17 protein-coding genes and 1 tRNA gene are annotated in these 22,780 nt (G+C 57.0%); 12 read left to right on the forward strand and 6 right to left on the reverse strand.

Annotated elements, in window-relative coordinates; translation table 11 throughout:
- The first annotated feature begins 45 nt into the window (after positions 1–45).
- The 6 genes from A0U92_RS11340 to A0U92_RS11365 all read left to right on the forward strand — a co-directional run bounded on the left by A0U92_RS11340 (position 46) and on the right by A0U92_RS11365 (position 9,614).
- Positions 46–1,677 (forward strand): electron transfer flavoprotein-ubiquinone oxidoreductase, encoded by a 1,632-nt coding sequence (locus tag A0U92_RS11340; RefSeq protein WP_077813321.1) that lies wholly within the window; start codon positions 46–48, stop codon positions 1,675–1,677.
- A gap of 128 nt (positions 1,678–1,805) precedes the next feature.
- A complete protein-coding gene (locus tag A0U92_RS11345) occupies positions 1,806–2,555 on the forward strand; it encodes an electron transfer flavoprotein subunit beta/FixA family protein (protein WP_077813322.1) in 750 nt (249 codons plus the stop codon).
- A gap of 2 nt (positions 2,556–2,557) precedes the next feature.
- The gene (locus A0U92_RS11350; RefSeq protein ID WP_077813323.1) at positions 2,558–3,493 is read left to right on the forward strand and encodes an FAD-binding protein; all 936 of its coding nucleotides are present in this window, start codon (positions 2,558–2,560) and stop codon (positions 3,491–3,493) included.
- A gap of 199 nt (positions 3,494–3,692) precedes the next feature.
- Positions 3,693–6,050 (forward strand): bifunctional diguanylate cyclase/phosphodiesterase, encoded by a 2,358-nt coding sequence (locus A0U92_RS11355; RefSeq protein ID WP_077813324.1) that lies wholly within the window; start codon positions 3,693–3,695, stop codon positions 6,048–6,050.
- Between the two features lie 263 nt (positions 6,051–6,313).
- On the forward strand, positions 6,314–7,537 hold the full coding sequence (gene mtnK / locus A0U92_RS11360; RefSeq protein WP_077813325.1) for an S-methyl-5-thioribose kinase: 1,224 nt from the start codon (positions 6,314–6,316) through the stop codon (positions 7,535–7,537).
- 346 nt (positions 7,538–7,883) lie between these two features.
- Positions 7,884–9,614, forward strand: coding sequence for a tetratricopeptide repeat protein (locus A0U92_RS11365; RefSeq protein WP_077813326.1), 1,731 nt, complete (start codon positions 7,884–7,886; stop codon positions 9,612–9,614).
- 670 nt (positions 9,615–10,284) lie between these two features.
- Here the strand turns inward: A0U92_RS11365 and A0U92_RS11375 are convergent.
- The 4 genes from A0U92_RS11375 to A0U92_RS11390 all read right to left on the reverse strand — a co-directional run bounded on the left by A0U92_RS11375 (position 10,285) and on the right by A0U92_RS11390 (position 14,218).
- On the reverse strand, positions 10,285–11,100 hold the full coding sequence (locus A0U92_RS11375) for a family 1 encapsulin nanocompartment shell protein (protein WP_077813328.1): 816 nt from the start codon (positions 11,098–11,100) through the stop codon (positions 10,285–10,287).
- A 1-nt stretch (position 11,101) separates the two neighbouring features.
- A complete protein-coding gene (locus tag A0U92_RS11380; protein ID WP_077813329.1) occupies positions 11,102–12,124 on the reverse strand; it encodes a Dyp-type peroxidase in 1,023 nt (340 codons plus the stop codon).
- Positions 12,125–12,899: 775 nt separating this feature from the next.
- A tRNA-His gene (locus tag A0U92_RS11385) sits at positions 12,900–12,975 on the reverse strand.
- Positions 12,976–13,036: 61 nt separating this feature from the next.
- Positions 13,037–14,218, reverse strand: coding sequence for an aminotransferase (locus tag A0U92_RS11390; protein WP_077813330.1), 1,182 nt, complete (start codon positions 14,216–14,218; stop codon positions 13,037–13,039).
- Between the two features lie 274 nt (positions 14,219–14,492).
- On the opposite strand from A0U92_RS11390, the gene A0U92_RS11395 reads away from it, so the two are divergent.
- Together A0U92_RS11395 and glnA are read left to right on the forward strand one after the other, a co-directional pair.
- Positions 14,493–14,831 carry a P-II family nitrogen regulator gene (locus A0U92_RS11395; RefSeq protein ID WP_077813331.1) on the forward strand — a complete coding sequence of 113 codons (339 nt, stop codon included), beginning with the start codon at positions 14,493–14,495 and terminating at the stop codon, positions 14,829–14,831.
- A gap of 164 nt (positions 14,832–14,995) precedes the next feature.
- Complete coding sequence (gene glnA, locus A0U92_RS11400; protein ID WP_077813332.1) at positions 14,996–16,441, forward strand: type I glutamate--ammonia ligase; 1,446 nt, start codon at positions 14,996–14,998, stop codon at positions 16,439–16,441.
- A 550-nt stretch (positions 16,442–16,991) separates the two neighbouring features.
- Here glnA and A0U92_RS11410 read toward each other — a convergent pair.
- A complete protein-coding gene (locus A0U92_RS11410) occupies positions 16,992–18,530 on the reverse strand; it encodes a gamma-glutamyltransferase (protein ID WP_077813334.1) in 1,539 nt (512 codons plus the stop codon).
- A 192-nt stretch (positions 18,531–18,722) separates the two neighbouring features.
- Entirely contained in the window at positions 18,723–19,352 is a 630-nt protein-coding gene (locus A0U92_RS11415; protein ID WP_077813335.1) for a hypothetical protein, read from the reverse strand.
- 337 nt (positions 19,353–19,689) lie between these two features.
- On the opposite strand from A0U92_RS11415, the gene ispH reads away from it, so the two are divergent.
- From ispH to A0U92_RS11435, 4 genes are all read left to right on the forward strand, one after another.
- Entirely contained in the window at positions 19,690–20,688 is a 999-nt protein-coding gene (ispH, locus tag A0U92_RS11420) for a 4-hydroxy-3-methylbut-2-enyl diphosphate reductase (protein WP_077813336.1), read from the forward strand.
- Between the two features lie 14 nt (positions 20,689–20,702).
- Positions 20,703–21,725, forward strand: coding sequence for a homoserine kinase (locus A0U92_RS11425; RefSeq protein ID WP_077813337.1), 1,023 nt, complete (start codon positions 20,703–20,705; stop codon positions 21,723–21,725).
- Positions 21,718–22,212, forward strand: coding sequence for a ribonuclease HI (gene rnhA / locus A0U92_RS11430; protein ID WP_077813338.1), 495 nt, complete (start codon positions 21,718–21,720; stop codon positions 22,210–22,212). Before A0U92_RS11425 ends, rnhA begins: the two co-directional genes overlap by 8 nt.
- Before the next feature lie 102 nt (positions 22,213–22,314).
- On the forward strand, positions 22,315–22,722 hold the full coding sequence (locus A0U92_RS11435; RefSeq protein WP_077814405.1) for a hypothetical protein: 408 nt from the start codon (positions 22,315–22,317) through the stop codon (positions 22,720–22,722).
- Positions 22,723–22,780 lie beyond the last annotated feature (58 nt).

A 22,780-nucleotide genomic window follows, 5' to 3' on the forward strand; every position in this document is an offset into this window, starting at 1 on the left:
TTTCGCCTTCTCGTCCACGGCATTGACGACGAGGAACGAGGACCGATGAGCGAACGCGAGGCGATGGAATTTGATGTCGTCATCGTGGGTGGCGGCCCGGCGGGTCTGGCGGCAGCCATCCGCCTGCGTCAGCTTAACCCCGAAGCCAGTGTCTGCCTGATCGAAAAAGGCAGTGAGATCGGCGCGCATATCGTCTCCGGCGCAGTGATCGAGCCTCGCGCTCTTGAGGAACTGTTCCCCGACTGGCTGGAGCGCGGCGCTCCCCTGAAGACCCCGGTGACCGAGGAGGAAATGTATTTCCTCACCGAGAAAAAGGGCTTCAGGATTCCGGCGCTTGACCGTGTGATGCCGCATCTCGCCAACCATGGGAACTATGTTGTCAGCCTCGGCGAGGTATGCCGCTGGCTGGCCGCGCAGGCGGAAGAACTCGGCGTCGAGATCTATCCCGGTTTCGCGGGCGCTGAAGTGCTGATCGAGAAAAACCGCGTGGTGGGCGTGGCGACGGGCGACATGGGCATCACCCGTGACGGCGAAAAAGGCCCGAATTACCAGCCCGGCATGGAACTGCGGGCGACATACACGCTCTTCGCAGAAGGCTGCCGTGGTTCTCTCACCAAGCAGGTGATGGAACACTACAATCTCCGTAAAGGCGTCGATCCGCAGACCTACGGCCTCGGCATCAAGGAAGTGTGGGAAATCCCCGCCGAAAACCACCGTCCCGGTCTGGTTGTGCACAGCTTCGGCTGGCCGCTCGACGACAAGACCTACGGCGGTGCATGGCTCTACCATTTCGGCGAGAACCTCGTCTCCTATGGCTTCGTCACAGGTCTCGACTACGAGAACACGTGGCTGTCGCCGTTCGACGAGATGCAGCGCACGAAGCTGCACCCGGTCTTCCGCAAGCATTTCGAAGGCGGTCGTCGCCTGATCTACGGCGCACGCGCCCTTTCCGAAGGCGGCCTCCAGTCGATCCCGCGCCTAACCTTCCCCGGTGGCGCACTGCTCGGCGATTCGGCGGGCTTCCTCAACACACCGAAGATCAAAGGCACGCATACAGCCATGAAGTCCGGCATGCTGGCCGCTGAAGCCGTGATCGATGCGCTGAAGGCCGAGCGGGTTGAGCCTGCCTCCTACACCAGCCTTGTCCGTCAGTCCTGGCTGTATGATGAACTGAAAACCGCCCGCAACGTTCGCCCGGCCTTCGCTCGCTGGGGGTCGAAGCTGGGTGCGCTTTATGCCGGGTTCGACGCGATGGTGCTGCGCGGCAAAGCTCCCTGGACGCTTCATTTCAAGCATGCGGACAACGAAACGCTGAAGCCCGCTTCTCTCAGCACACCAATTGATTACCCGAAGCCGGACAACAAGATTACCTTCGACAAGCTGTCGTCCGTGTTCCTGTCGAACACCAACCATGAGGAAGACCAACCGGTCCATCTCAAGGTCCGCAATATGGGTCTGTGGAAGACGGTGAACTGGGACGTGTTCCATTCTCCCGAAAGCCGCTACTGCCCGGCCGGTGTCTATGAAGCGGTCGATACGGACGTCGAAGCCCGTCTGGTGATCAACGCGCAGAACTGCGTCCACTGCAAGACATGCGACATCAAGGATCCGACGCAGAATATCGACTGGTGCACGCCTGAAGGGGCGGGCGGCCCGAATTACCCTGCGGGTATGTGATTTTTATCGATAGTACGTTAAGCCTGCCGCCAATTCCGGTGGCCCGATTGCCGGACGTGGTTCTTGCATCCATGTCCGTGCGCCACCATTCTGCGGCCACCACCTGCGGGTAGTATGCGAGAAAGACGATGAAGATACTTGTCCCGGTAAAGCGGGTTGTTGATTACAACATCAAGGTTCTCGTCAAATCGGATGGTAGCGGCGTCGAGACGTCCGGCCTGAAGATGTCGATGAACCCCTTTGACGAAATTGCCGTCGAAGAAGCTGTCCGACTGCGTGAAAAAGGCGCCGCGACCGAGGTGATCGCCGTATCGATCGGTGTGCAGCAGGCGCAGGACACCCTCCGCACAGCGATGGCGATGGGGGCTGACCGCGCCATCCTCGTCCTCTCGGAAGAAAGCCCGGAGCCTCTGGCCGTCGCCAAGGTGCTGAAGGCGCTCGTCGAGAAAGAGAAGCCGGACCTCGTCTTCCTTGGCAAACAGGCGATTGACGACGACATGAACGCGACAGGCCAGATGCTGGCCGGTCTGCTCGGCTGGGGTCAGGGCACCTTCGCCAGCAAGGTGGAAATCGTGGACGGTCGTGCGGAAGTCACCCGCGAGATCGATGGTGGCACCGAGACAGTGTCCCTCGCCGTTCCGGCCATCGTTACGGCGGACCTGCGCCTGAACGAGCCTCGCTACGCGTCCCTGCCAAACATCATGAAGGCCAAGAAAAAGCCGCTTGAGACGATTCAGGCTGCGGATCTCGGCGTCGACATGACCCGCCGCCTGACGACGGTGTCCGTGGCTGAGCCGCCCGTCCGCAAGGCAGGCATCAAGGTCGGTTCCGTGGCCGAACTGGTCGAGAAACTGCGCAACGAAGCGAAGGTGATCTGATCATGACCGTTCTTGTTCTTGTCGAGACCGAAGCCGGCCAGATCCGTCAGGCTTCCCGCTCCGCCATCACCGCAGCGACCAAACTGGGCGACGTTCATGCTCTGGTTGTGGGCAATGCAGCGGACACAGACGCTGCCGCGGCCCTCGCCGCCAGGGTGCCGGGCGTGGTCAAGGTGCTGAAGGCCGGCGCCGACGTGCTGGCGCACGAACTGGCCGAACCTGTGGCCGACCTGATCGTGTCTCTGGCTGGCGAGTACAGCCACATCGTCGCCGCTTCCACGGCTGTTGGGAAAAACGTCCTGCCCCGAGCCGCCGCGCTGCTCGACGTGCAGCCGATTCCCGACGTGATGGCTATTGTCGATGCCGATACATTCGTCCGTCCGATCTATGCGGGCAATGCGCTGGCGACCGTGAAGTCTTCCGATGCGAAGAAAGTGCTGACCGTACGCGCGACCAACTTCGATCCCGCTCCGGCTGAGGGTGGCTCCGCTACCGTCGAGGCAGTCAATGTCACCGTTCAGGACACGGTTTCCCGCTTCGTCTCCGAACACACGCCCACCAGCGATCGTCCGGAACTCGAGTCGGCTCGTGTGATCGTTTCCGGCGGTCGTGGTCTGGGCAGCGCCGAGAACTTCCAGTCCGTGCTGACGCCGCTGGCCGACAAGCTGGGCGCGGCCATTGGCGCTTCCCGTGTGGCTGTTGATTCCGGTTACGCCGAGAACGACTGTCAGGTCGGTCAGACAGGCAAGATCGTCGCACCTGAACTGTATGTCGCCGTTGGCATCTCGGGGGCGATCCAGCATCTGGCTGGTATGAAGGACAGCAAGGTCATTGTCGCCATCAACAAGGATGCTGACGCTCCGATGCTTCAGGTAGCCGATTACGCGCTTGTTGGCGATCTGTTCGAAGTCGTGCCGGAGTTGGCCAACTCACTCTGAGGGGCAGTTAAAGCCTCAGTATTTCAGGAAAAAGCCCCACCATTTTATCCGGTGGGGCTTTTTTCGTATGGCCTTGCCATCCGACATGGTCTTCATATGTTCGAGAGTGTCCAGACAAAAATCAGAGCAACCTGTTAACGGGTGATTGACCTGAACAAGGCAGACTGACGGCAGTTCCACAGGATCAGCCCGGCGTCATATGTCTGACAATCTTCCAGAATTCACTGGCTATAATTTCACCTTCGCGGTCGGTGCGCTCATTCTGTGCACCGTGACCATGCTGATTGCAGTGCGGATGGTCTGTCGCGCCGCAATGGTAGTTGGTCTATCTCGCAAGAAGAGGCTGCTGTTCAGCGCCTGCGTAGCCGGAAATGGCGTATGGGCCACTCACTTCGTCGCCATGCTGGGCTGTGTAAACAGCATGGCCACCGTCTATCAAGTGCCTCTTACAATCCTGTCCGTGCTCGTCGCCATGGGACTTTTTGTGCCGACATGGTGGAGCGAATGCCTGACTCCCAACCGGTCCCTTTCGTCCCGTACAGCCCTCCTTATGACTGTGGCCGTAGGAGGGATGCATTATATTGGTATTGCCGCCATGGGCGGGGAAGGGCTGGAATCCATCCCGCCCCTCAGGTTTATCCTTTCCCTGGCAGTCAGTTTTGCCTTTTTCTATGCTGGTTGCCTCCTGCGCCGACAGCAGCGTGGGCGTCGCAGATCTTTTGCCGCGATTGCCTGGGTTCTAGGCATATGTTCCCTGCATTTCATGGGGATGCCCCATACCTCCTCAATGCATGGATCAATGGGGGGCATGTCTCAGCATATCGCTTCTCTTTCCCTTGCCGGAATGGTCGGAGCGGGCACGTCGACTTTCCTTGCTCTGGCCAGCATTTTTCTCCTGCTTGAATATCAGTCGGCAAAGCGGAAGATTGAAAACAATACGCGGGCCCGCAGCTTCGCTGATGCAGCCCTTGAAGGGCTGGTTGTCACGACCGGCAGCGTTGTCCTTGACGCCAACAGCGCATTCTGGAACCTCGCAGGAATCAAACCTCACTCCACATATCAGCTGAAAAATTTTTTTCCCGCACTTTCGACGGAAGAAATCGTTCAGAAGCTTGTCAAGGAAGACGCCCCGCGCGAGACCCAGATGATTCGGCATGGCGGCGAACGTATCCCTGTAGAAATCTATGCCCGGGAAAGCTTCTGGCGGGGAAAAGTACGGACCATTCTGGCCGTCATTGATCTTCGTGCGCGCAAGGAGACCGAGGCCGCGATAAAGGAGCTGGCCATTACGGATATGCTCACCGGCATCGGCAACCGTTCGTTTTTCGTCTCCAGCCTTACCGGTCTCCTTCAGGATAAAACGCGGAACCATCCAGTCGTCGTCTTTCTTGTCGATATTGATCGTTTCAAGAACATCAATGAGACGTGTGGTCATGCCATGGGCGACAAGGTCCTTTCCCACATCGCCAAACGTCTTCAGCTTCTCGTGCCACAGGACGCGATCATGGCGCGCATCGCCGGAGATGAATTTGCTGTCGCCTGCATGCTCAGTCCGGAGGATGTGACAGATTTCGCTTCCTACCTTGCGCTGGAACTGAAAATCCCCCTACCCGACGGTCATGATGAATTACCGGTTTCTGTGAGCGTAGGTTTCGCCGTATCCGACGATGACATGCAGGATGGCGGACAGCTTCTGCATTGTTCAGGAATCGCGCTACTGGCTGCAAAGCAGTCAGGACGTGGAAATTTTCGTGAATATGACAGCTCTTTTGACAGCTCTATCCAGGACCGTATCCGTCTTGAGCGTGAAATCCAGCTCGGCCTCGAACGCAATGAATTCTTCCTTGAGTATCAGCCGATCATGTCGACCCATGACCGCACACTGGTCGGATACGAAGCTCTGGTTCGCTGGCAGCATCCGGAGCGCGGGCGCGTTCCACCCGACCAGTTCATCGGAATTGCTGAAGAATGTGGACTGATCGCCCAGCTTGGGGGGTGGGTCTTACGGCGAGCCTGTCGTGATGCTGTCAGCTGGAAAAACGGACTGAACGTGTCGGTCAATGTGTCTCCAATCCAGTTTACCACTTCGGATTTGCCAGACGTCATCAAGTCCGCTCTTGACGATGCCGGCCTGGAACCGAACCGCCTCAGTATTGAAATCACGGAAAGCACATTCCTTGTCGGCAAACAGGCCATTCAGATTCTGAAGGCTCTGCGTGCCCTTGGTGTCGGCATCGTCATGGATGATTTCGGAACGGGTTATTCAAGTCTCAGCCATCTTCGGGATTTCCAGTTCGATAAAGTGAAGATCGACCGTTCCTTTATCTGGGACATGATCAATCGCCCCCATTCGGCCGCTATCGTCGACGCGATTCTTTCACTTGGTCACGGCCTCGGAGTCGATATTGTTGCTGAAGGTATTGAGACTGCCGAGCAGCTTGCCTATCTGGAGCAGCGGTCATGCTCGCTGGTGCAGGGATATTTCATAGGCAGGCCAAGCCAGACCATTGCCGAGCGCCCGAGAACAGAGGTTATGGAAGCTCCTGTTCCAGCATAAAATTTTCAGTCGAAATCCTTGTTCACCTGTTCAGTCCCTTCCCTGCGTGTTTTCCGCCTTACCATCAGGCGTTCCGGGAGAGAGTATGTATCCGACTGGACGGCGTTATTTGAACGGGCAACTCCATTCTGACGCCATGAGGTAGAAACTCTCTTCTGGAGCCAAACTGCGTGGAAATGCCCAGTCCCCAAACTACCGGAATTAGACAGAACATCGCCTTTGCATAGTATAATCTGGCCAGTATTGATCACTCCGCCAGAGGCATGACTTTGACCAAAGATACGCAGTATCGCTCCCTGAATCCTGACAGTCTCCGACAGGTTCTGGCTGATTTACCTCCCCTTGCCTCTCGTCTCGGTGGCGCCGCTGCTGACTGGAGCATTCGGGAAGTCAGTGATGGTAATCTCAACAATGTCTGGCTCGTTCATGGCCCTGCTGGATCTCTCTGCGCCAAGCAGTCTCTTCCTCATGTTCGGGTCGATCCCTCGTGGAAGATGCCGCTGGACCGGACGACTTTCGAGGCTGGCTGGCTAGAGGCGGTCACGCCCGTGGTTCCGGACATGGTCCCGGCCTTTCTTCATTTTGATCCACAGCTTTTCCTGCTTGTGACGGCCTGCCTTGACGATCATGTCACCTTCACGGAAGCCTTGGCCAAAGGAGCAGACCCCGCCCCTGTAGCCAGTCAGATCGGCGTCTTTGTCGCACGATCCACATTTCATACGTCCTGGCGTGGTGGTCCATTCGAGAATATGGCGCGTCTCGAACAATTTTTCTCCGGAAATACAACCCTTTCCCGGATCACGGTCGATCTGGTCCTGACGGACCCCTACCACGATCATCCTCGTAATCATTACCATGCCGAGCTACAGCCGCTGGTGACACGACTTCATGCTGACCCTGCCATTCATCGTTCGGTCTGCCATATGCAGTCACGTTTTTTCACGGCGCGTGAAGCTTTGCTGCATGGAGATCTGCATAGCGGCTCCGTCATGGTCGGTCAGGACAAAACCTCCGTGATTGACGGGGAATTTTCCGGCATAGGCCCGATCGGTTTCGATTGCGGTATGTTTGTCGGCAACCTTATCCTCGCATCATTCGCCGCTCCATCAGGCTCCCGCCGTGATCAGCTACATCAGGCCGCATCCATCTTTCATGAGAGTTTTATCGAGACATACTGCAATGAGTGGCTGCACAGTGAGGCAAAGACCGATCTGGCTCCTACTTTTCTGAGCTCCCATGATCCTGACGAAATCCAACGCCAGCAGAAGGAGGAATGCGATCGTATCACTGCTGACACGGCAGGTTTCGCAGCCATGGAAATCGTTCGCCGATTGACAGGCTACGCAAACACTTCCCTCTTCAATGGCCTGCCTGAACCACAAAAGGGAAAGCAGCAATATCAGGCGCTTTCGTTTGCGATGGAGCTTCTTTCCGATCTGAAAACTGCCCCAGAGAAACTCTTCCCAGGCAGAATTATCCCTCTTTGAAAAACAAAGTCACACTACCAGCGATACGTGTGATGCGCTTACTATAACCGGCATGAAGAACAGCGTGAGGAATGAGAACGAATTTAGATTATTGTCCGCTGAAAGGGCTCGACACACAACAAGCCCGGGCCATTCCACTAAACCAGCCCCAGTGGAATTATCCGGATTTTGAATTGCCACATCTCATGATTTTTAGAAAATCATACCCATTCGGTTATCCTGAGTGTGGGCGCGCACCGTATTTCACAACCGGGAAAGATGAGCATCAACAGCTCAGGGGCAGCCCGGATCGCAACAGGCTTTTAACCCGATCCCTGTAGGAGAGGAGTCCTCAAAGGAGTCTCACATGCCTGCTCTCGATGACGCCCCCGCAACGATATCTCCGGAACTCAGCGCGTGCCTTGCCGAAGCACGCACGTTCGAGAAGCGTGGAGACATGGTGGGTGTGAGGAAAGCTGCCCTGACATATCTGGCGCGCTGTCCACGTGAGCCGGCTATTCTGGCCCTTCTGGGGCGCGCAGAGTTATTGCTGGGCCATCCTGCACGCGCACTGGCCCCTTTGACCAGAAGCGCCCGCCTTACCAATCATTTTATTTTTTACCTTCTGCAGGCAGACTGTTTAAGAAAACTTGGCCGTTTCTCTGAACAGAAGGAAGTTCTTGAGAAAACCTCTCTGTGGATGCCTCAAACTGGTACCGCCTATTTTATGGCCGGCATCGCTTTTGAAGGAATCAGGGAAACCGAACGCGCGATCCGCTTCTATCGACAGGCCCTCACGACACTCCCCAACGAAGCGCCAGTCCAACATCGCCTTGGTCGTGCTCTGGTTGAAAAAGGCGAAACCATCGGAGCTTTGCACTATCTTGAACAGGCCCTCGCGCTCCGCCCGAACGAGCCAACCTACCTTGTTGATCTCAGCGTTGCCCTTGAACATGCAGGCAGGCTTGAAGAAGCGCTGGCGACAGTTGAAAAGGCGCTGATTCTTCAGCCAGACAATCCGGAAGCCATCCATAATCGCGGCCATCTGCTTTTCAATCTGAATCGTTCTGCTGAAGCACTGGCCGTCTTCAACGATGCGCTGGCAACGGGACGCGACTGCTCCAAAACCCTGTTTTCTCGCGGAGTCACCCTGCTGAAACTCGGACAGTTCGAAGAAGGATGGGTTGGCTATGAAACCCGATGGGGAACCTCGCAGACACTCCCCACCAACCTCCCCGCTCCACTCTGGCAGGGAGAGCCTCTTGAGGGGTGTCATATCCTGCTTCATGCCGAGCAGGGGCTGGGGGATTCACTCCAGTTCATTCGCTTTGCGCCACAGCTTGCTGAACGAGGCGCTGTCGTAACCGTTCTCGCGCCACCACCACTGCAGAGACTTTTCACAACCGTCGCAGGCGTGACGCACAGTGTGACCGATCTATCGGCTGAGGCTCATTTCGACTACCACTGCCCTGTTGCCAGTCTGCCGCATCGCCTCGGCGTCACGGAAGCGAATATCCCATCGGCTCCTTATTTTTCCGTGCCCCCTGAAGAAGCTTCCCGGCAGGGAAGCGCCATCCGTCGTCTCATGTGGTCAGGCAAGCGCCCGGCCCAACGTGTCATCGGACTTGTCTGGTCCGGCGCCCCTCGGCCTGCTCAGGTTGAGGCTCACGCCATCGACCAGAGACGCTCCATGCCCCTGTCAGATCTCGCTCCTCTGTTTGATCTGCCTGACACGGTTTTTGTCAGTTTCCAGTTGAATGGCGCTCAGCAAATTACAGAGGCTGGTCTGCCGATTCATGACGGCACGCACGGAATCAGGGACTTTGCAGATACGGCTGCCCGTCTTCTTGGTATCGACCTGCTGGTTTGCGTGGATACGTCGATTGCTCATCTGGCTGGCGGTCTGGGTTTGCCTGTATGGATGATGTCCCGTTTCGACGGCTGCTGGCGCTGGCTTGAACACCGTAGCGATACTCCATGGTATCCCACCATGAAGATTTACCGTCAGCCCAAACCCGGTGATTGGGCTGGGCTCGTCATGAATCTGAAAGAGGATATGAGAGCTTACACTCCGGCATTGCTGGCTGCTGCCTCCTGACAAACCACTCCGACACGGAAGCTGTTTCGATGCCAATGCTGTACAGCCCATATGCGCCAAGAGGATATCGGCATCAGAGCCGTGTCATGTCCTTCACCTATGCTACATCGAAAGCATACGGTGTTATCAAAAACCTTTACTTTCAATCACGAATAACTTCCGCCATTTCCAGACAGTGATCTCATTCCGTTTTGATGGTTTTTGCGGAAATCTCCGTCAATCAGACTAACCCTGAGGCAGTTCTGGATGTCAGAAAATCCAACCTGCGCATATCCTCGAAAAAATATCAAAATCCATCAAAGAACCGGCAGTGACGAGATTTTTCATGAGAAAAATCAGACAAAAAAACGATACGACTGTTGACAGCGCACCACGAGAAAGCGGTCCATTCAGGATCGGATAGTCTGCCAGACGGCAAAATTCCCTTTCCCTGCTCGGTCGCATGCTCGAAAAGAAGAACAATCTCTTCCCTGGTCAGGAGTTTTGGAGAATGCGCCGCTTTACGGGCAAGGCCATTCAGCGAAGAGGAAGCATGTAGTGCACAGTCATGTGACATGCTGTGCCCTTCTCTGAAATCATGTGGACTGTAACGGACGCCTCCGAAATTTTCTGGTCATTTCTGACGCATCGTAAAAGACTGAACGAAACAGTTCAGCAATTGTTCCGGCGTTCAGGACGCCGGTTGCGCAACACCATCAATGGCTACTGTCGCTTCACTGGTCAGAACACGGAACACAAAGCTCTCCTGCAGGTAGAGTTCGACCGTCTCTGCTGTATGTCCCAGATAGCCGATGGAGAAATCCTGGCCAATATCGAGCACGAGATCACCACCACGCATGGAGACAACGAACGCCCCTTCAATGGCCGGAGCCCAGACAAGCTTTCCGTCGATCAGACTCTCGATATGCTTGCGGATTGGATAGCCCTCATCGTCGCCGCCGTTGACAGCCAGCCAGGCCTGAGCGCCCAGAACGATCGAGTAAGGACCATTCACCCCGGCAAGACGCAGGGCGTCCAGCGCTTCGGTAATGACGTAGGAATAATCCTTGGGAGAAGCAGGGAGCTTGAGATGGGCGTTGGACGTGCCTTTGCGGATGCCCTGGATGCCTGCCGCCGGATATCCGTCGAAGATGGCGCGGTCTTCTGCGTAAGCAATTTTCTTCGCGGCATCTTTCACCGGCTGCCAGTCCGAATCCTGAGAACCGCGTTCCACGGCGTCAATCTCTGCGCGTGACAGAGTGAAAGGAACACGCAGTTCAACGAGCGGCAGAACTTCGCGCTTCACGGCGCGAATACCCGTGTCCGGCGTCTCGATCGTGCTGAACCGTCCCGTTCCGACGCCAGCGAAGGTCTCGCCGTGAGGTTCGGACGTGTCGACCACCCGCCTTCCGGCAAGGTATCTCCGCAGGGTGCGCGAGGCTTCTTCCTCAATCTGGTCCCAGGCGGAGCTGGAAACCGGGGCGAGATGGCGATGAAGATTGTTCATATCACTGTTCCTCTTTCAGTGAGCCTATGCTCAGGGAGGTGTCGGTCTGGGTCGGCTTTGTCTCTGCGGTTGCAGGCGCGCTGTTCGGGAGCGCGAAGTCAGGGGCTCCATCCAGAAAGTCGGATGTCGGGATAAAAAACAGAGTCCCGGTAACAGCCGTGCTGACATCGAGCAGACGGTCGTAGTTACCGGGCGGCTTCCCCACGAACATATTCTGCAGCATCTGTTCCGTCCGCGCCGGTGAACAGGCGTAACCGATGAAATATGTGCCGAACTCGCCCTGACCGACCTTGCCGAACGGCATGTTGTCACGAAGAATCTGGAGCTGTTCTCCGTTTTCCTCAATGTTGGTCAGCACATTGTGCGCGTAACTTTTCTTGGCGCTGTCGGCGATTTCAATGTCGGAAAGTTTCCTGCGACCAATGACATCTTCCTGCGTTTCGGTCGCCATCGCATTCCATTTTTTCAGGTCATGCAGATATTTCTGGATAATGACATAGCTGCCACCAGCAAAAGCAGGATCTTCATCGCCGATTATCGTCGCGTCGATCGCAGCCTGACCGGAGGGATTCTCCGTGCCATCGACAAAGCCGAGCAGGTCTCGTTCGTCGAAGTATTTGAACCCATGCACCTCATCAGCAATCGTCGCCACGCCTTCAAGCCGTGAGACAATCACCTTCGCCAGTTCGAAGCAGAGATCCATGCGTGTCGCGCGGATATGAAAGAGGAAATCACCCGGTGTCGAAGGCGCGACATGCACCCCGTTAATCTCCTGAAACGGGTGGAGATCCTTCGGTCGCGGCGCGCCAAAAAGAAGATCCCACGCATCGGAGCCGATTCCGGTCACACAGCTCAGTCGGCCATCGGGAATACGAAACCCTACACCGCGCACCAGAGAAGAAAGATCGCCAAGCAGATCGCGTATCTGGGTAACCGCCGACGCAGATGCCCCGTCGTTGAGAGTCGCGACCATAAAGATTGCGGCCTGGGTCAGCCTGGTATCGACGGGTTGAGGCGTGGCCAATGGACGGATACTCCCTTGATGCGTTTTTCACACGGAAACAGGACATAAACATAAATCGCCGGTCAATGGTGGCAAGACTGGCCCTGAATTAAAATAACTCTCCCTCGATTTACGTATCCTGATTGATCTTCGACAGATCGATTATCCTGTATCAGAGCGCGCTGCCTTGCGAAGCCTCCGGAGAGAAGCTCCGTTATTACGGACATTTTCTCCCGACGCTGTGAAGGGGCAGGCAGACCCGCTCTTTACGCGGACGTGCGTCTGGTATGCCTATGGCCTGACTGAAACCCGCAAGAGTGGCGGGAAGCCATTAGTCTTCCGCCCCTGCAAGATCTTTGCGGGCCTTCAGAGCCTGTTCAAGTATCTGTGTCTGGAGGCTTCTATCCCGTGAAGGAGACCAAAAACCATGAAGCGGAAGCAGAGTATGGACAGACAGTGCTTGATTTGAGGGCCTCTCTCATAACTGAAAGAACTGTGTCACGCCTCCCGAGGGTTCCCGATAGTCCTTGATCTCAAGAGACTTTACGGTGTCTCTGCGGGTTCCGTTGCGGGCTCCTGTGACTCGGCCAGCATCGGTCCAACGATCTTTTGGAATGATGAGGCGAGCATAACAGACGCTGCCCCGCTTGGTCATACCCTGCATGTCACCTTTGGCCTCTGACAGCGACGCTGCTTTTGAATGGCGCTTTGGTGTGACGTCAGACCTATGACGCACAGCTACAGGACTATGACGCTTTACTTTGTAAGTCATTGATTTTTATGGGATTTTTATTGCTGGGGCGAACGACGGGGATTGAACCCGCGACAACCGGTACCACAAACCGGCGCTCTACCAACTGAGCTACGTCCGCCACACAGCGGGCCTGCTAATAGAGAATTGCGAGGCACCCCGTCAATAGAAAATTTTCCATTTCATCCTCTCTGGATACGATCCCGCAACCGCGTCAGCGCCTGTTCGAGGACGACAGGCCTCTTGCAGAACGCAAATCGGACCAGATGGGAAGGCGCCTCCGGTCCCGTCGGATCATAGAACGCTGAAACAGGAATAACCGTGACTCCGGCTTCAATCGTCATACGTCGGCTCCATTCCAGATCGGTCTCTGCGCCTGTGACCATTTCCCCGACCCCACGAATATCAGCGGTCAGAAAATAGGTTCCATCACAGGGAAGCACGGAAAAACCCATTTCATTGAGACCGGACGCAAGGATATCACGCCGTATCTGCATCTCCGAAGCCAGTGTCTCAAAGTAGGCGGCATCCTGATCCAGTCCGGCAGCAACGGCACGCTGCAGATTGGGTGCTGTAGAAAACGCCAGATTCTGGTGGGCTTTGGCAATCACGGTCGCCAGAGCGACTGGGGCGGTGATGTATCCCACCTTCCAGCCGGTCATCGAAAAACTTTTCCCGGCACTGCCGATACGGATGCAACGCTCACGCATTCCCGGCAGAGTCATCAGGGGAATATGAGGCGCGTCAAAAGTCAGATGTTCATAAACCTCATCGCACAGCGCATAGACATCATGCTGCTCGACCAGTCCTGCAATGAACTGCAATTCCTCCTGAGAAAACACTTTCCCGACAGGGTTCATCGGCGAATTCAGGATAATTGCCTTGGTTTTCGGACCGAATGCGGCTGCCAGCGCGTCACGCGGCAAGGACCACTCGGGGGGCGTCAGGCGCACCAGCTTCGGGACCGCCCCCAGAAGACGGATCATGGGCAGATAGGTATCATAGGCCGGTTCAATGATGACAACTTCGTCACCGGGATTCAGAAGCGCCGCGAGGGACGAGGCCAGTCCCTCCGTCGCACCGGACGTCACGATCACTTCACGCGACGGGTCGATCTCCAATCCGTAGAAGCGTGCATTCGATCGCGCGACCGCTTCACGCAATTCCGGCAGGCCTGTCAGCGGCGCATACTGGTTACGGCCATCCTGAAGGGCCTGGGCCGCCACCTCAACCAGATGGGCTGGCCCCTCCATGTCAGGGAATCCCTGCCCCAGATTGATCGCGCCATGTTCCGCGGCCAATGCGGACATGAGCGTGAAGATGGTCGTCGGCAACTGCGTCAACTGATGGTTCAATGGCTTCACGGTGTTCCCCGGGCCTGACTGATGAAAAGTAAGGAGGTGTTCTCTGCTGCTCCGTCCCACTACACTGAAAGGCGGCGCGGGACGGAAAGTAAGCGCAGCGTCCGGGTCTGCGTCAACAATCCGCGCTCACCAGCCGGAAGCAGATTTATTTCGGTGTCAACCCGATTGCCCCTCAGACGAACCCGTGCAACTGTTCTGCCTGAACCGCAGTTCAATCGCTGCCGTTCACATGCTAAGGGCTTGGCAGCAACAGAGTTGGTGTGACGACAGGGACATGAAGAAGATCGAGGCCATCATCAAGCCATTCAAACTCGACGAGGTGAAGGATGCCCTTCACGAACTCGGTCTTCAGGGTATTACCGTGATCGAAGCGAAAGGGTTCGGGCGCCAGAAAGGCCATACCGAACTGTATCGCGGTGCGGAGTATATCGTCGATTTTCTTCCCAAGATGAAAATCGAAGTCGTCTGCACCGATGATCTGGCCGAACGGGCTGTAGAGGCGATCTCCAATGCCGCGCGCACCGGCCGAATCGGTGATGGAAAGATTTTCATCATCCCGGTCGATGACGCGATCCGTATTCGGACAGGCGAGCGCGGGGGAGACGCCATCTGAACGGACAATCCACAGACTGAATGACTTTTCCGTCTTGCTAGGATGTCCGTCATAGGACAAAAAAGTTTCGGTGCGGTATCGATCTGACCATTCGCGGGATGGAAATGACGAACCGCAAATCTGAAGGCCGCGCTGGCGGCGCTAACAGGCAGGTAGAGGCACTAATGGCGAAAAAAGAAACCGGTTCGACCAAGGCGTCGTCGGAAGCAGTAGCCCGGGTTTTTGAACTTATTAACGAAAACTCCGTCGAACTGGTCGACTTGCGCTTCACCGATCCTCGCGGAACGTGGCACCACACCACCCAGTACATCACGACGATCGAAGAAGACACCTTCACAGAAGGTTTCATGTTTGACGGTTCCTCCATCGGCGGCTGGAAAGCCATCAATGAGAGCGACATGGTCCTGCTGCCAGACCCGACAACGGCCGTCATGGACCCGTTCTCCGCAAAGCCGCAGCTGATCCTGATCTGTGACATCGTCGATCCGGCGACAGGCCAGCTCTACAACCGCGACCCGCGCTCCACCGCCAAGCGCGCCGAGCAGTATCTCCAGTCAACCGGTCTGGGCGACACCGCCTTCTTCGGTCCGGAAGCTGAATTCTTCATCTTCGACAACGTCCAGTTCGGCACAGGCCCGAACTACGGCAAGTATCAGCTCGACAGCATCGAAGGCCCCGGCGCTTCCCTGAAGGAATATCCGGAAGGCAACCTCGGTCACCGTCCGGGCGTGAAGGGTGGTTACTTCCCCTGCGCTCCAGTCGATAGCGAGAACGATCTCCGCGCTGAAATGCTGACGACGATGGGCGAGATGGGCCTGCCGATCGAAAAGCACCACCACGAAGTCGCACAGTCCCAGCACGAGCTCGGCACGAAGTTCGACACGCTGGTCCGCTCGGCCGACTTCATGCAGATCTACAAATACTGCATCCACAACGTCGCTGTGTCCTACGGCAAGACGGCAACCTTCATGCCGAAGCCGATCTATGGCGACAACGGCTCGGGCATGCACGTTCACCAGTCGATCTGGAAAGCCGGCAAGCCGACCTTCGCTGGCAACGGCTATGCGGATCTGTCCGACACGGCGCTCTACTACATCGGCGGCATCATCAAGCACGCCAAGGCGCTGAACGCGTTCACCAACCCGTCCACAAACTCCTACAAGCGTCTGATCCCGGGCTTCGAGGCTCCGGTTCTGCTGGCTTACTCCGCCCGTAACCGTTCCGCCTCCTGCCGTATCCCGTATGCGACGAGTCCGAAGGCAAAGCGCGTCGAAGTTCGCTTCCCGGACCCGACCGCCAACCCTTATCTGGCGTTCTCCGCCATGCTGATGGCCGGTCTGGACGGCATCAAGAACAAGATCCACCCGGGCGACGCCATGGACAAGGATCTGTACGACCTACCGCCGGAAGAACTGAAGCAGATCCCGACGGTCGCCGGTTCGCTGCGTGAAGCTCTCCAGTCTCTGGAAGCTGACTACGAGTTCCTGCTGGCAGGCGGCGTCTTCACGAAAGACCAGATCGAGAGCTACATCGAACTGAAGTGGAAAGACGTATATCGCTTCGAGCACACGCCTCACCCGGTTGAGTTCGAAATGTACTACTCCGTCTGATCCTTTCAGACAGTTCGGGTTCCAGAGAACGCGGCCTTATCAGGCCGCGTTTTTTGTTGGGAAATGCTTTCGGATTTTCTGGGGGACAGCACTGATCCGTTGAGGGCACTCCCAATGAAGAGCGCATAAAATTATTCACGGCATCGCGCTGGGCATAAAGAGCCTTCACCCGTTTCCGGTGAGAATACGACCTCTATACTTTGCGCGGCTTTTGGAAAAAATTAGTCAGGTTTCTTTCGAAACCAAAGAGCAATCTCCACGATTCATCGTGTGTCTCTGTCTGGCAGCACGCCTTATCAGGCAGCCACGCGCCCCGCCTATCCCCACAACCGACGGAGTGAGAGAAAAGCGGTTTCAAACCCATCGATTGAAAACAAGGAACAGGCTTATCCAGAGACCCGCTTTGCTGGAGCTTTTCCTCCTGAAGCTTTCCGGGAAAGCTTCAGCAAAAAAAACCATTCATTCTTCACAGACGGTTTCATGGAAAGGCGTGGAGGCAGCACCATCGGTCAAGAGGATGTGCTTACCACCGCCACACGGCCCTGAATTCTCAGTTGTGATCCGAGCCCGTTGCATATCCGCTGCCACGCGGATCGACCCAGCCAAAACAGTGGCCATTACCGCCCGGTAATCCATTACGGCAGGAAATCGCATTGGCGCGACCACTGGATGTGGTTGCCTTCACATCACCCGCCAGAGCCCCTGACAGCGCGGCGCCAGCGGCATCCGCGGCATCAGCCTGCCCTGAGGCTGTGGCAGCAGCCAGGAACTCACCATCCTGATGCGCAATTCCGGCGGGCAGGATCGGACGAGGTCTATGCGCCGCTGAAGCACCCAGCACGATGCCCGTTGAACCCGCAACCCGTCCGGTACCGAACAGGTTATTCATGGAAACGGCGCAGGCGACTGCCTCACCCTTCCTGTCTACAACCGCAAAAGACGTCGAGGCCGGGAGATTAGGCATGCCACTCCCCCCCGATATCTTGCCGGAATCAAGCAGCGCCTGCGCCTGTTCGGTAAGAGCCGCAACAGAGGAACGGCCCTCCCCCGCACGCCAGCCAGCAATGGCGCGCGCTCCGGCATTGCCTGTCGTCTGGCCACCTTCTGACGCTTTCCATGCGACCGCCATGCCATAACCACCGTCGGCAGGGGGTGGCACAAATGAAGCCCTTACATTTCCGACAGTCACCGTCAGAGGAGCCGTTTCGATCGGCACAGCACTCCGTAATCCGCCCATGGTCAGACCTGCGCCGGTCGTTTCATTTGACGCAACCAGCACCTGCGCAAGAGCGCCGGTATAGAGATCACCGGAACCTGCAGACCGGATCCGCTCAAGAGTACCGGTCAGGTAACGCTGACTGAAGATATCCCCGGCCTTCAGCACAGTGCCGTCAGAGCGCCCGAAAATCTTCCGGGCACCTTCATCAGCCAGTAGCGGCGCCTGCACCACAGCCAGATCGGCTGCCAGCTGGGCGCCGACTTCTATCCCGTTTCGAGCCAGCGTGATGGCTGGCTGCGCTGTTTCAGCGAAATCCACGCTGCCATAGCGCAACTGCATCAGGAAAAGACCACGCACGAGCATGGGAATCGAAGCTGGCCTGTCAGCCCGGCCTTTCGCGCCCGCCATCATCGGATCAGCCGGAGCATCGCCTGTGGGCATGAACAGGAAAGCCCGTCCGGCTCGCTCTTCAGGCCGCCAGGCCACACAGGCACCCCCGGAGCCGAGAGACGCCCGGGACGGCAATGTGACCGACAGCGCCAGCCCAAGTGCCGCTGCGGCATCCGCCGCGTTTCCGCCGCGCTGCAGGACGGTCATCGCAGCCAGAGCCGCATGGGGCTCGTCAGCGACGACATTCCCCACATATCCGCTCAGCATCTTCGATCCGCCGCCATAAAGGGACAGAACCGGATGCTCGTCAGGCTCGTTCTGCGGCGTGATCCCGAAGATCCATGAACACCCGGACATCATGCCAGTCATGGCCAGAAAAAGCCCTATCCGTTGGGCGGCAGCGATTTTTCGGCCAACTCCCTTCAGAACAGGCATCTCGCCGCACGAAACAGAACGAAAGCTTACGGGACGTTCACGCACGCGAGAGACACTCCATCATTGGTATCTGGCATTGGTATCTGGCCATCATTGCATCCGACCTGTCCGGTAATTCCGTGTAAGGCGGACAGACCTTTTGACTTGGTTAGCTTTCTTCCCGCAATGCGGCAACGGGGCAGCAAGCGGTTTTCCCACTCCGGGACAAGGCTTTCTGCCGGAAAAGCACTGTTCAGCTCACTTCGACACGAAAGAAGCTGTCACCCCATGCTCACGGTTATAGGCGACCTGCGTATGATTGAGCTGGAAACCAACCTCGAAACGATAGCCATTGTCGATCGTAGTGGGCCTGATTGGCAGATCGACAGTCACAAGTCTTGTATCGACGGCGACAGCGTCCTGCCCTGCGGGAAAGGTCACTTTCTGCTCGAAAGTATGTTTTCCGACAATTTTGTCATTATGCACGACAGCGATAAACCATGGCAGGCTGATCGTCTCCCCGGGGGCGGCAGGCCCCTTGCGCACCACCATATGCACACCGACACGTGTCCTCAGATTCTTGTGCCCGGTCGCCATGCAGTCACCACTCAGACTGTTGAGACTCGCATGCGTCACAAGGTGATCGAAAGAAGGCCCCTTGGCCGAGTAATTATAGTAATCCGCCACTTCCGACGGAATATGCATCTGCGGGCAGCTCGGAGCGAACGCATCGTCATCGCTTTCCGTGCATCCGGTCAGCGCCAGAGGCAGCATCAGAGCCGCGAAGCCCGTAACGCTCCATTTCATGAACCACACGCGACTCGATAGGCGGCCATTCGCGGCAGGCGAACGGAAAGAGTGTAGAAACACAGGCGAAGACCGGGTCATGCGACAATCCAGACTGACAAATTTCACGACCTGACGCCGCACTTATCCTCCAGCGGAGGCGTTATGCAGTGGGCACAGATCACAGGTCGAGTATCGACCAGAAATGCCTCCACGAAAACAGGGCCTGCCTGAAATCCTACACAAAAAAATAAACAGTCACACACTGTATGGGGCAAAAGGCTTGTTTTGTGCCATAAGGGATTGGCAGCTCTTTATCACGATACGGCTTGCGCGATCCGTCCGTCTTGCGTAGGGCGGGGCAAAACCTGTCCTGTGGCCAGCCGGCGCTTATGCCGGTCGCCCCGTAATATCGCCCGCCGAATGTTTGGGGAACACCATGCCCGACCAGTCCACACTCTCCCTGAAACCTGTCGAAACGCAGGACCAGACACGCGCCCTTAAAGTGCTGCTGGCCGGCCCCCGCGGGTTCTGCGCCGGCGTCGATCGCGCCATTCGCGTGGTGGAAGAAGCCATCCGCGCTTATGGCGCGCCGGTCTATGTGCGCCATGAAATCGTCCATAATCGGACTGTGGTCGAAGAACTGGAAGAAAAAGGCGCGATCTTCGTGGAGGAACTCGATGAGGTTCCTGCCGACGGTCATGTGGTCTTCTCCGCCCACGGTGTTCCCAAGGCCGTTCCGGCCGAGGCCGTGCGTCGCAACCTGCTTTATCTTGATGCGACCTGCCCGCTGGTGTCCAAGGTTCACCGTGAAGCCGAACGGCATTACGCCAATGGCGGACCGGAAAGCCGTCATATTCTGATGATCGGTCACGCGGGCCACCCGGAAGTCATCGGCACGATGGGCCAGCTTCCTCCCGGTGCTGTAACGCTCATCAATGACGCGGAAGAAGCCCGTACGGTGCAGCCTGCCGATCCGGCGCGCCTCGCCTTCATCACGCAGACCACGCTCTCGGTCGATGATACGGCTGAAATCGTGGACATCCTGCGCGACCGGTTCCCGCTCATCGAAGGTCCGAAGCGCGAAGATATCTGCTACGCGACAACCAACCGTCAGGAAGCCGTGAAGGCCATTGCGCCGGAGTGTGATCTGGTCATCGTCATCGGCTCGCCCAACTCCTCCAACTCGCAGCGCCTGCGCGAAGTCGCCGAGCGTTCCGGCACCAAGCGCGCTCTGCTCGTTCCCAAGCTGGCGGCTCTCGACTGGTCCGTGCTGGAAGGCGTGAAGACGCTGGGCATCACGGCGGGCGCTTCCGCGCCGGAAGCCCTCGTGCAGGAAATGGTCAACGAGCTTGCCAAGCGTTACACGCTGCAGATCGACGAGCGCACCGTGAAGGAAGAAAACGTCACATTCCGTCTTCCCGCACCGCTCGGCTAAATTAAAAGAGACTCATGGCCGTCTACACAGAAATCACTGACGAGGAGCTTTCAGAGTTTCTCGTCGGTTATGATATCGGGCACCTGACTGCCTTTCGCGGCATTGCCGAAGGTGTCGAGAACAGCAATTTCCTTCTCCGCACCGAGAAAGACGGCAGGGAATCCGACTACATTCTGACGCTCTACGAGAAGCGTGTGAACCCTGATGATCTTCCGTGGTTTCTCGGTTTCATGCGTCATCTGGCGACCCAAGGTGTATCCTGCCCCCTGCCCGTCTGTGGCCGGGATGGTGAAGCCCTCCGCACACTCGCAGGCCGTCCCGCCGCGATCACGACGTTCCTGTCCGGTGTCTGGCCACGTCATATTCACAGTGAACACTGCCATCCGCTTGGAGAAGCGCTCGCGCGCCTTCATCAAGCTGGCGACAGCTATGCGCCCGTTCGCCCTAATAGTCTCGGCCCCGACGCATGGCGACCACTTCTGGAGGATATAAACGGTTTTGGCGGTCCAGCCGCGGGTAAATTGGATTATATCCCAGAGCGTGTGTCTGATGAGATCATTTCAGAACTCTGTTGCGCACTCGATCGAATTCTTGCGACATGGCCTGGCGGCCACAATCAGGTTGACCTTCCACGTGGACAAATTCACGCCGACATGTTTCCGGACAATGTATTCTTCCGCGATCATCAGGTGTCCGGTCTCATCGATTTCTATTTCGCTTGTACGGACCTGCTTGCCTACGATGTCGCCATCTGCCTGAATGCCTGGTGCTTCAATGACGATGGCACAAAATTCAACGAAACATTCGCCCGGCAACTCATCGCCGGATATGAGAGCGTTCGCCCATTCAGCTCTGCCGAACGGAAAATTCTCCCTTTGCTCTGCGCCGGTGCTGCCATGCGCTTCGCCCTGACTCGTATGTATGACTGGATCAGCACGCCGCCTGGCGCCATGGTAACACGCAAAAATCCCATGGATTACATCCACCGCCTCCGGTTTCATCTCGCTGTCGATAACAGCGGAGTTTACGGTGTCTGAAGCGCACGATACGCCTGAAGTTGCTCAGGATGATGACTCGGTTGTGCTGGTATGGACCGACGGTGGATGTCGGCCTAACCCCGGCCCCGGTGGCTGGGGCGTTCTGCTGCGTTACAAGGGCCATGAGCGTGAACTGTCCGGCGGCGAGGCCGAGACCACCAACAACCGCATGGAACTGACAGCCGCCGCCGAGGCTCTGGAGGCCATGAAGCGGCCATGCAGGATCGCCCTGCATACTGACAGCGAATATGTCCGCAACGGCATCACCCGCTGGCATACGGGCTGGGTCCGTCGCAACTGGCGCAACGCCGCCGGCGATCCGGTCAAGAACATGGATTTATGGCGACGGCTGCTTGATGCGGCCAAGCCTCACGATGTTTCCTGGCACTGGGTCAAAGGTCATTCCGGAGTGCCGGAAAATGAACGGGTGGATCAACTCGCGACAGATGCCCGTATTGCTATCGAAAACGGCTCACCGGTCAAATAATAACCGGAAAAACGCTCAGATTTAGAAGCAGGACAGGGCTGGACTTGCCGGGGACGACCTGAAGTGGAACACTGGCGTTTTCGTTTTTCAGTGAGTTTTACGATGTCGATCCGGTTCCGCTCCCTCTCCGCCCTCCTCCTTCTGGCCGGTCTGTCGCTGGCGCCAGTAGCAATGGCCGCAGACGCGCCGTGTGAGAGCGACCTTTGCCGCTCCGTACGCCAGTCCTGGTCTTCCGTCAGCCACGACACCACTAACGCCGCAGAGTGGACCAAGAAGGAAAGTGTGAAAGGCTGGGACGCCACCAAAGATGGCGCTTCAAAAGCGGCTCACTGGACTGGAAAAGAGAGCAAAAAGGATTGGGATGCCACGAAGAAAGGCACCTCAAACGCAGCCCACTGGGCCGGCAAGGAAGGTGAGAAGGGTTGGAAGGCCACGAAAGCTGGCGCCAAAAAAGCCGCTCATGACACAGCGACATGGACGAAGAAGACTGTGAACGACGTCACACAGTAAAGATTCCGGCAGTCGCAAGACAGTCAGCGATTACTGAGGGAGCCACGGGCGAAAATAC

This window comes from Acetobacter aceti, assembly GCF_002005445.1.
Classification (GTDB): domain Bacteria; phylum Pseudomonadota; class Alphaproteobacteria; order Acetobacterales; family Acetobacteraceae; genus Acetobacter; species Acetobacter aceti_B.

Coding starts and splice junctions, on each gene's coding strand:
- A0U92_RS11340 (WP_077813321.1), top strand. CDS start 46: ATGAGCGAACGCGAGGCGATGGAATTTGATGTCGTCATCGTGGGTGGC.
- A0U92_RS11345 (WP_077813322.1), top strand. CDS start 1,806: ATGAAGATACTTGTCCCGGTAAAGCGGGTTGTTGATTACAACATCAAG.
- A0U92_RS11350 (WP_077813323.1), top strand. CDS start 2,558: ATGACCGTTCTTGTTCTTGTCGAGACCGAAGCCGGCCAGATCCGTCAG.
- A0U92_RS11355 (WP_077813324.1), top strand. CDS start 3,693: ATGTCTGACAATCTTCCAGAATTCACTGGCTATAATTTCACCTTCGCG.
- mtnK (WP_077813325.1), top strand. CDS start 6,314: ATGACTTTGACCAAAGATACGCAGTATCGCTCCCTGAATCCTGACAGT.
- A0U92_RS11365 (WP_077813326.1), top strand. CDS start 7,884: ATGCCTGCTCTCGATGACGCCCCCGCAACGATATCTCCGGAACTCAGC.
- A0U92_RS11375 (WP_077813328.1), bottom strand. CDS start 11,100: ATGAACAATCTTCATCGCCATCTCGCCCCGGTTTCCAGCTCCGCCTGG.
- A0U92_RS11395 (WP_077813331.1), top strand. CDS start 14,493: ATGAAGAAGATCGAGGCCATCATCAAGCCATTCAAACTCGACGAGGTG.
- glnA (WP_077813332.1), top strand. CDS start 14,996: ATGGCGAAAAAAGAAACCGGTTCGACCAAGGCGTCGTCGGAAGCAGTA.
- A0U92_RS11415 (WP_077813335.1), bottom strand. CDS start 19,352: ATGACCCGGTCTTCGCCTGTGTTTCTACACTCTTTCCGTTCGCCTGCC.
- ispH (WP_077813336.1), top strand. CDS start 19,690: ATGCCCGACCAGTCCACACTCTCCCTGAAACCTGTCGAAACGCAGGAC.
- A0U92_RS11425 (WP_077813337.1), top strand. CDS start 20,703: ATGGCCGTCTACACAGAAATCACTGACGAGGAGCTTTCAGAGTTTCTC.
- A0U92_RS11435 (WP_077814405.1), top strand. CDS start 22,315: ATGTCGATCCGGTTCCGCTCCCTCTCCGCCCTCCTCCTTCTGGCCGGT.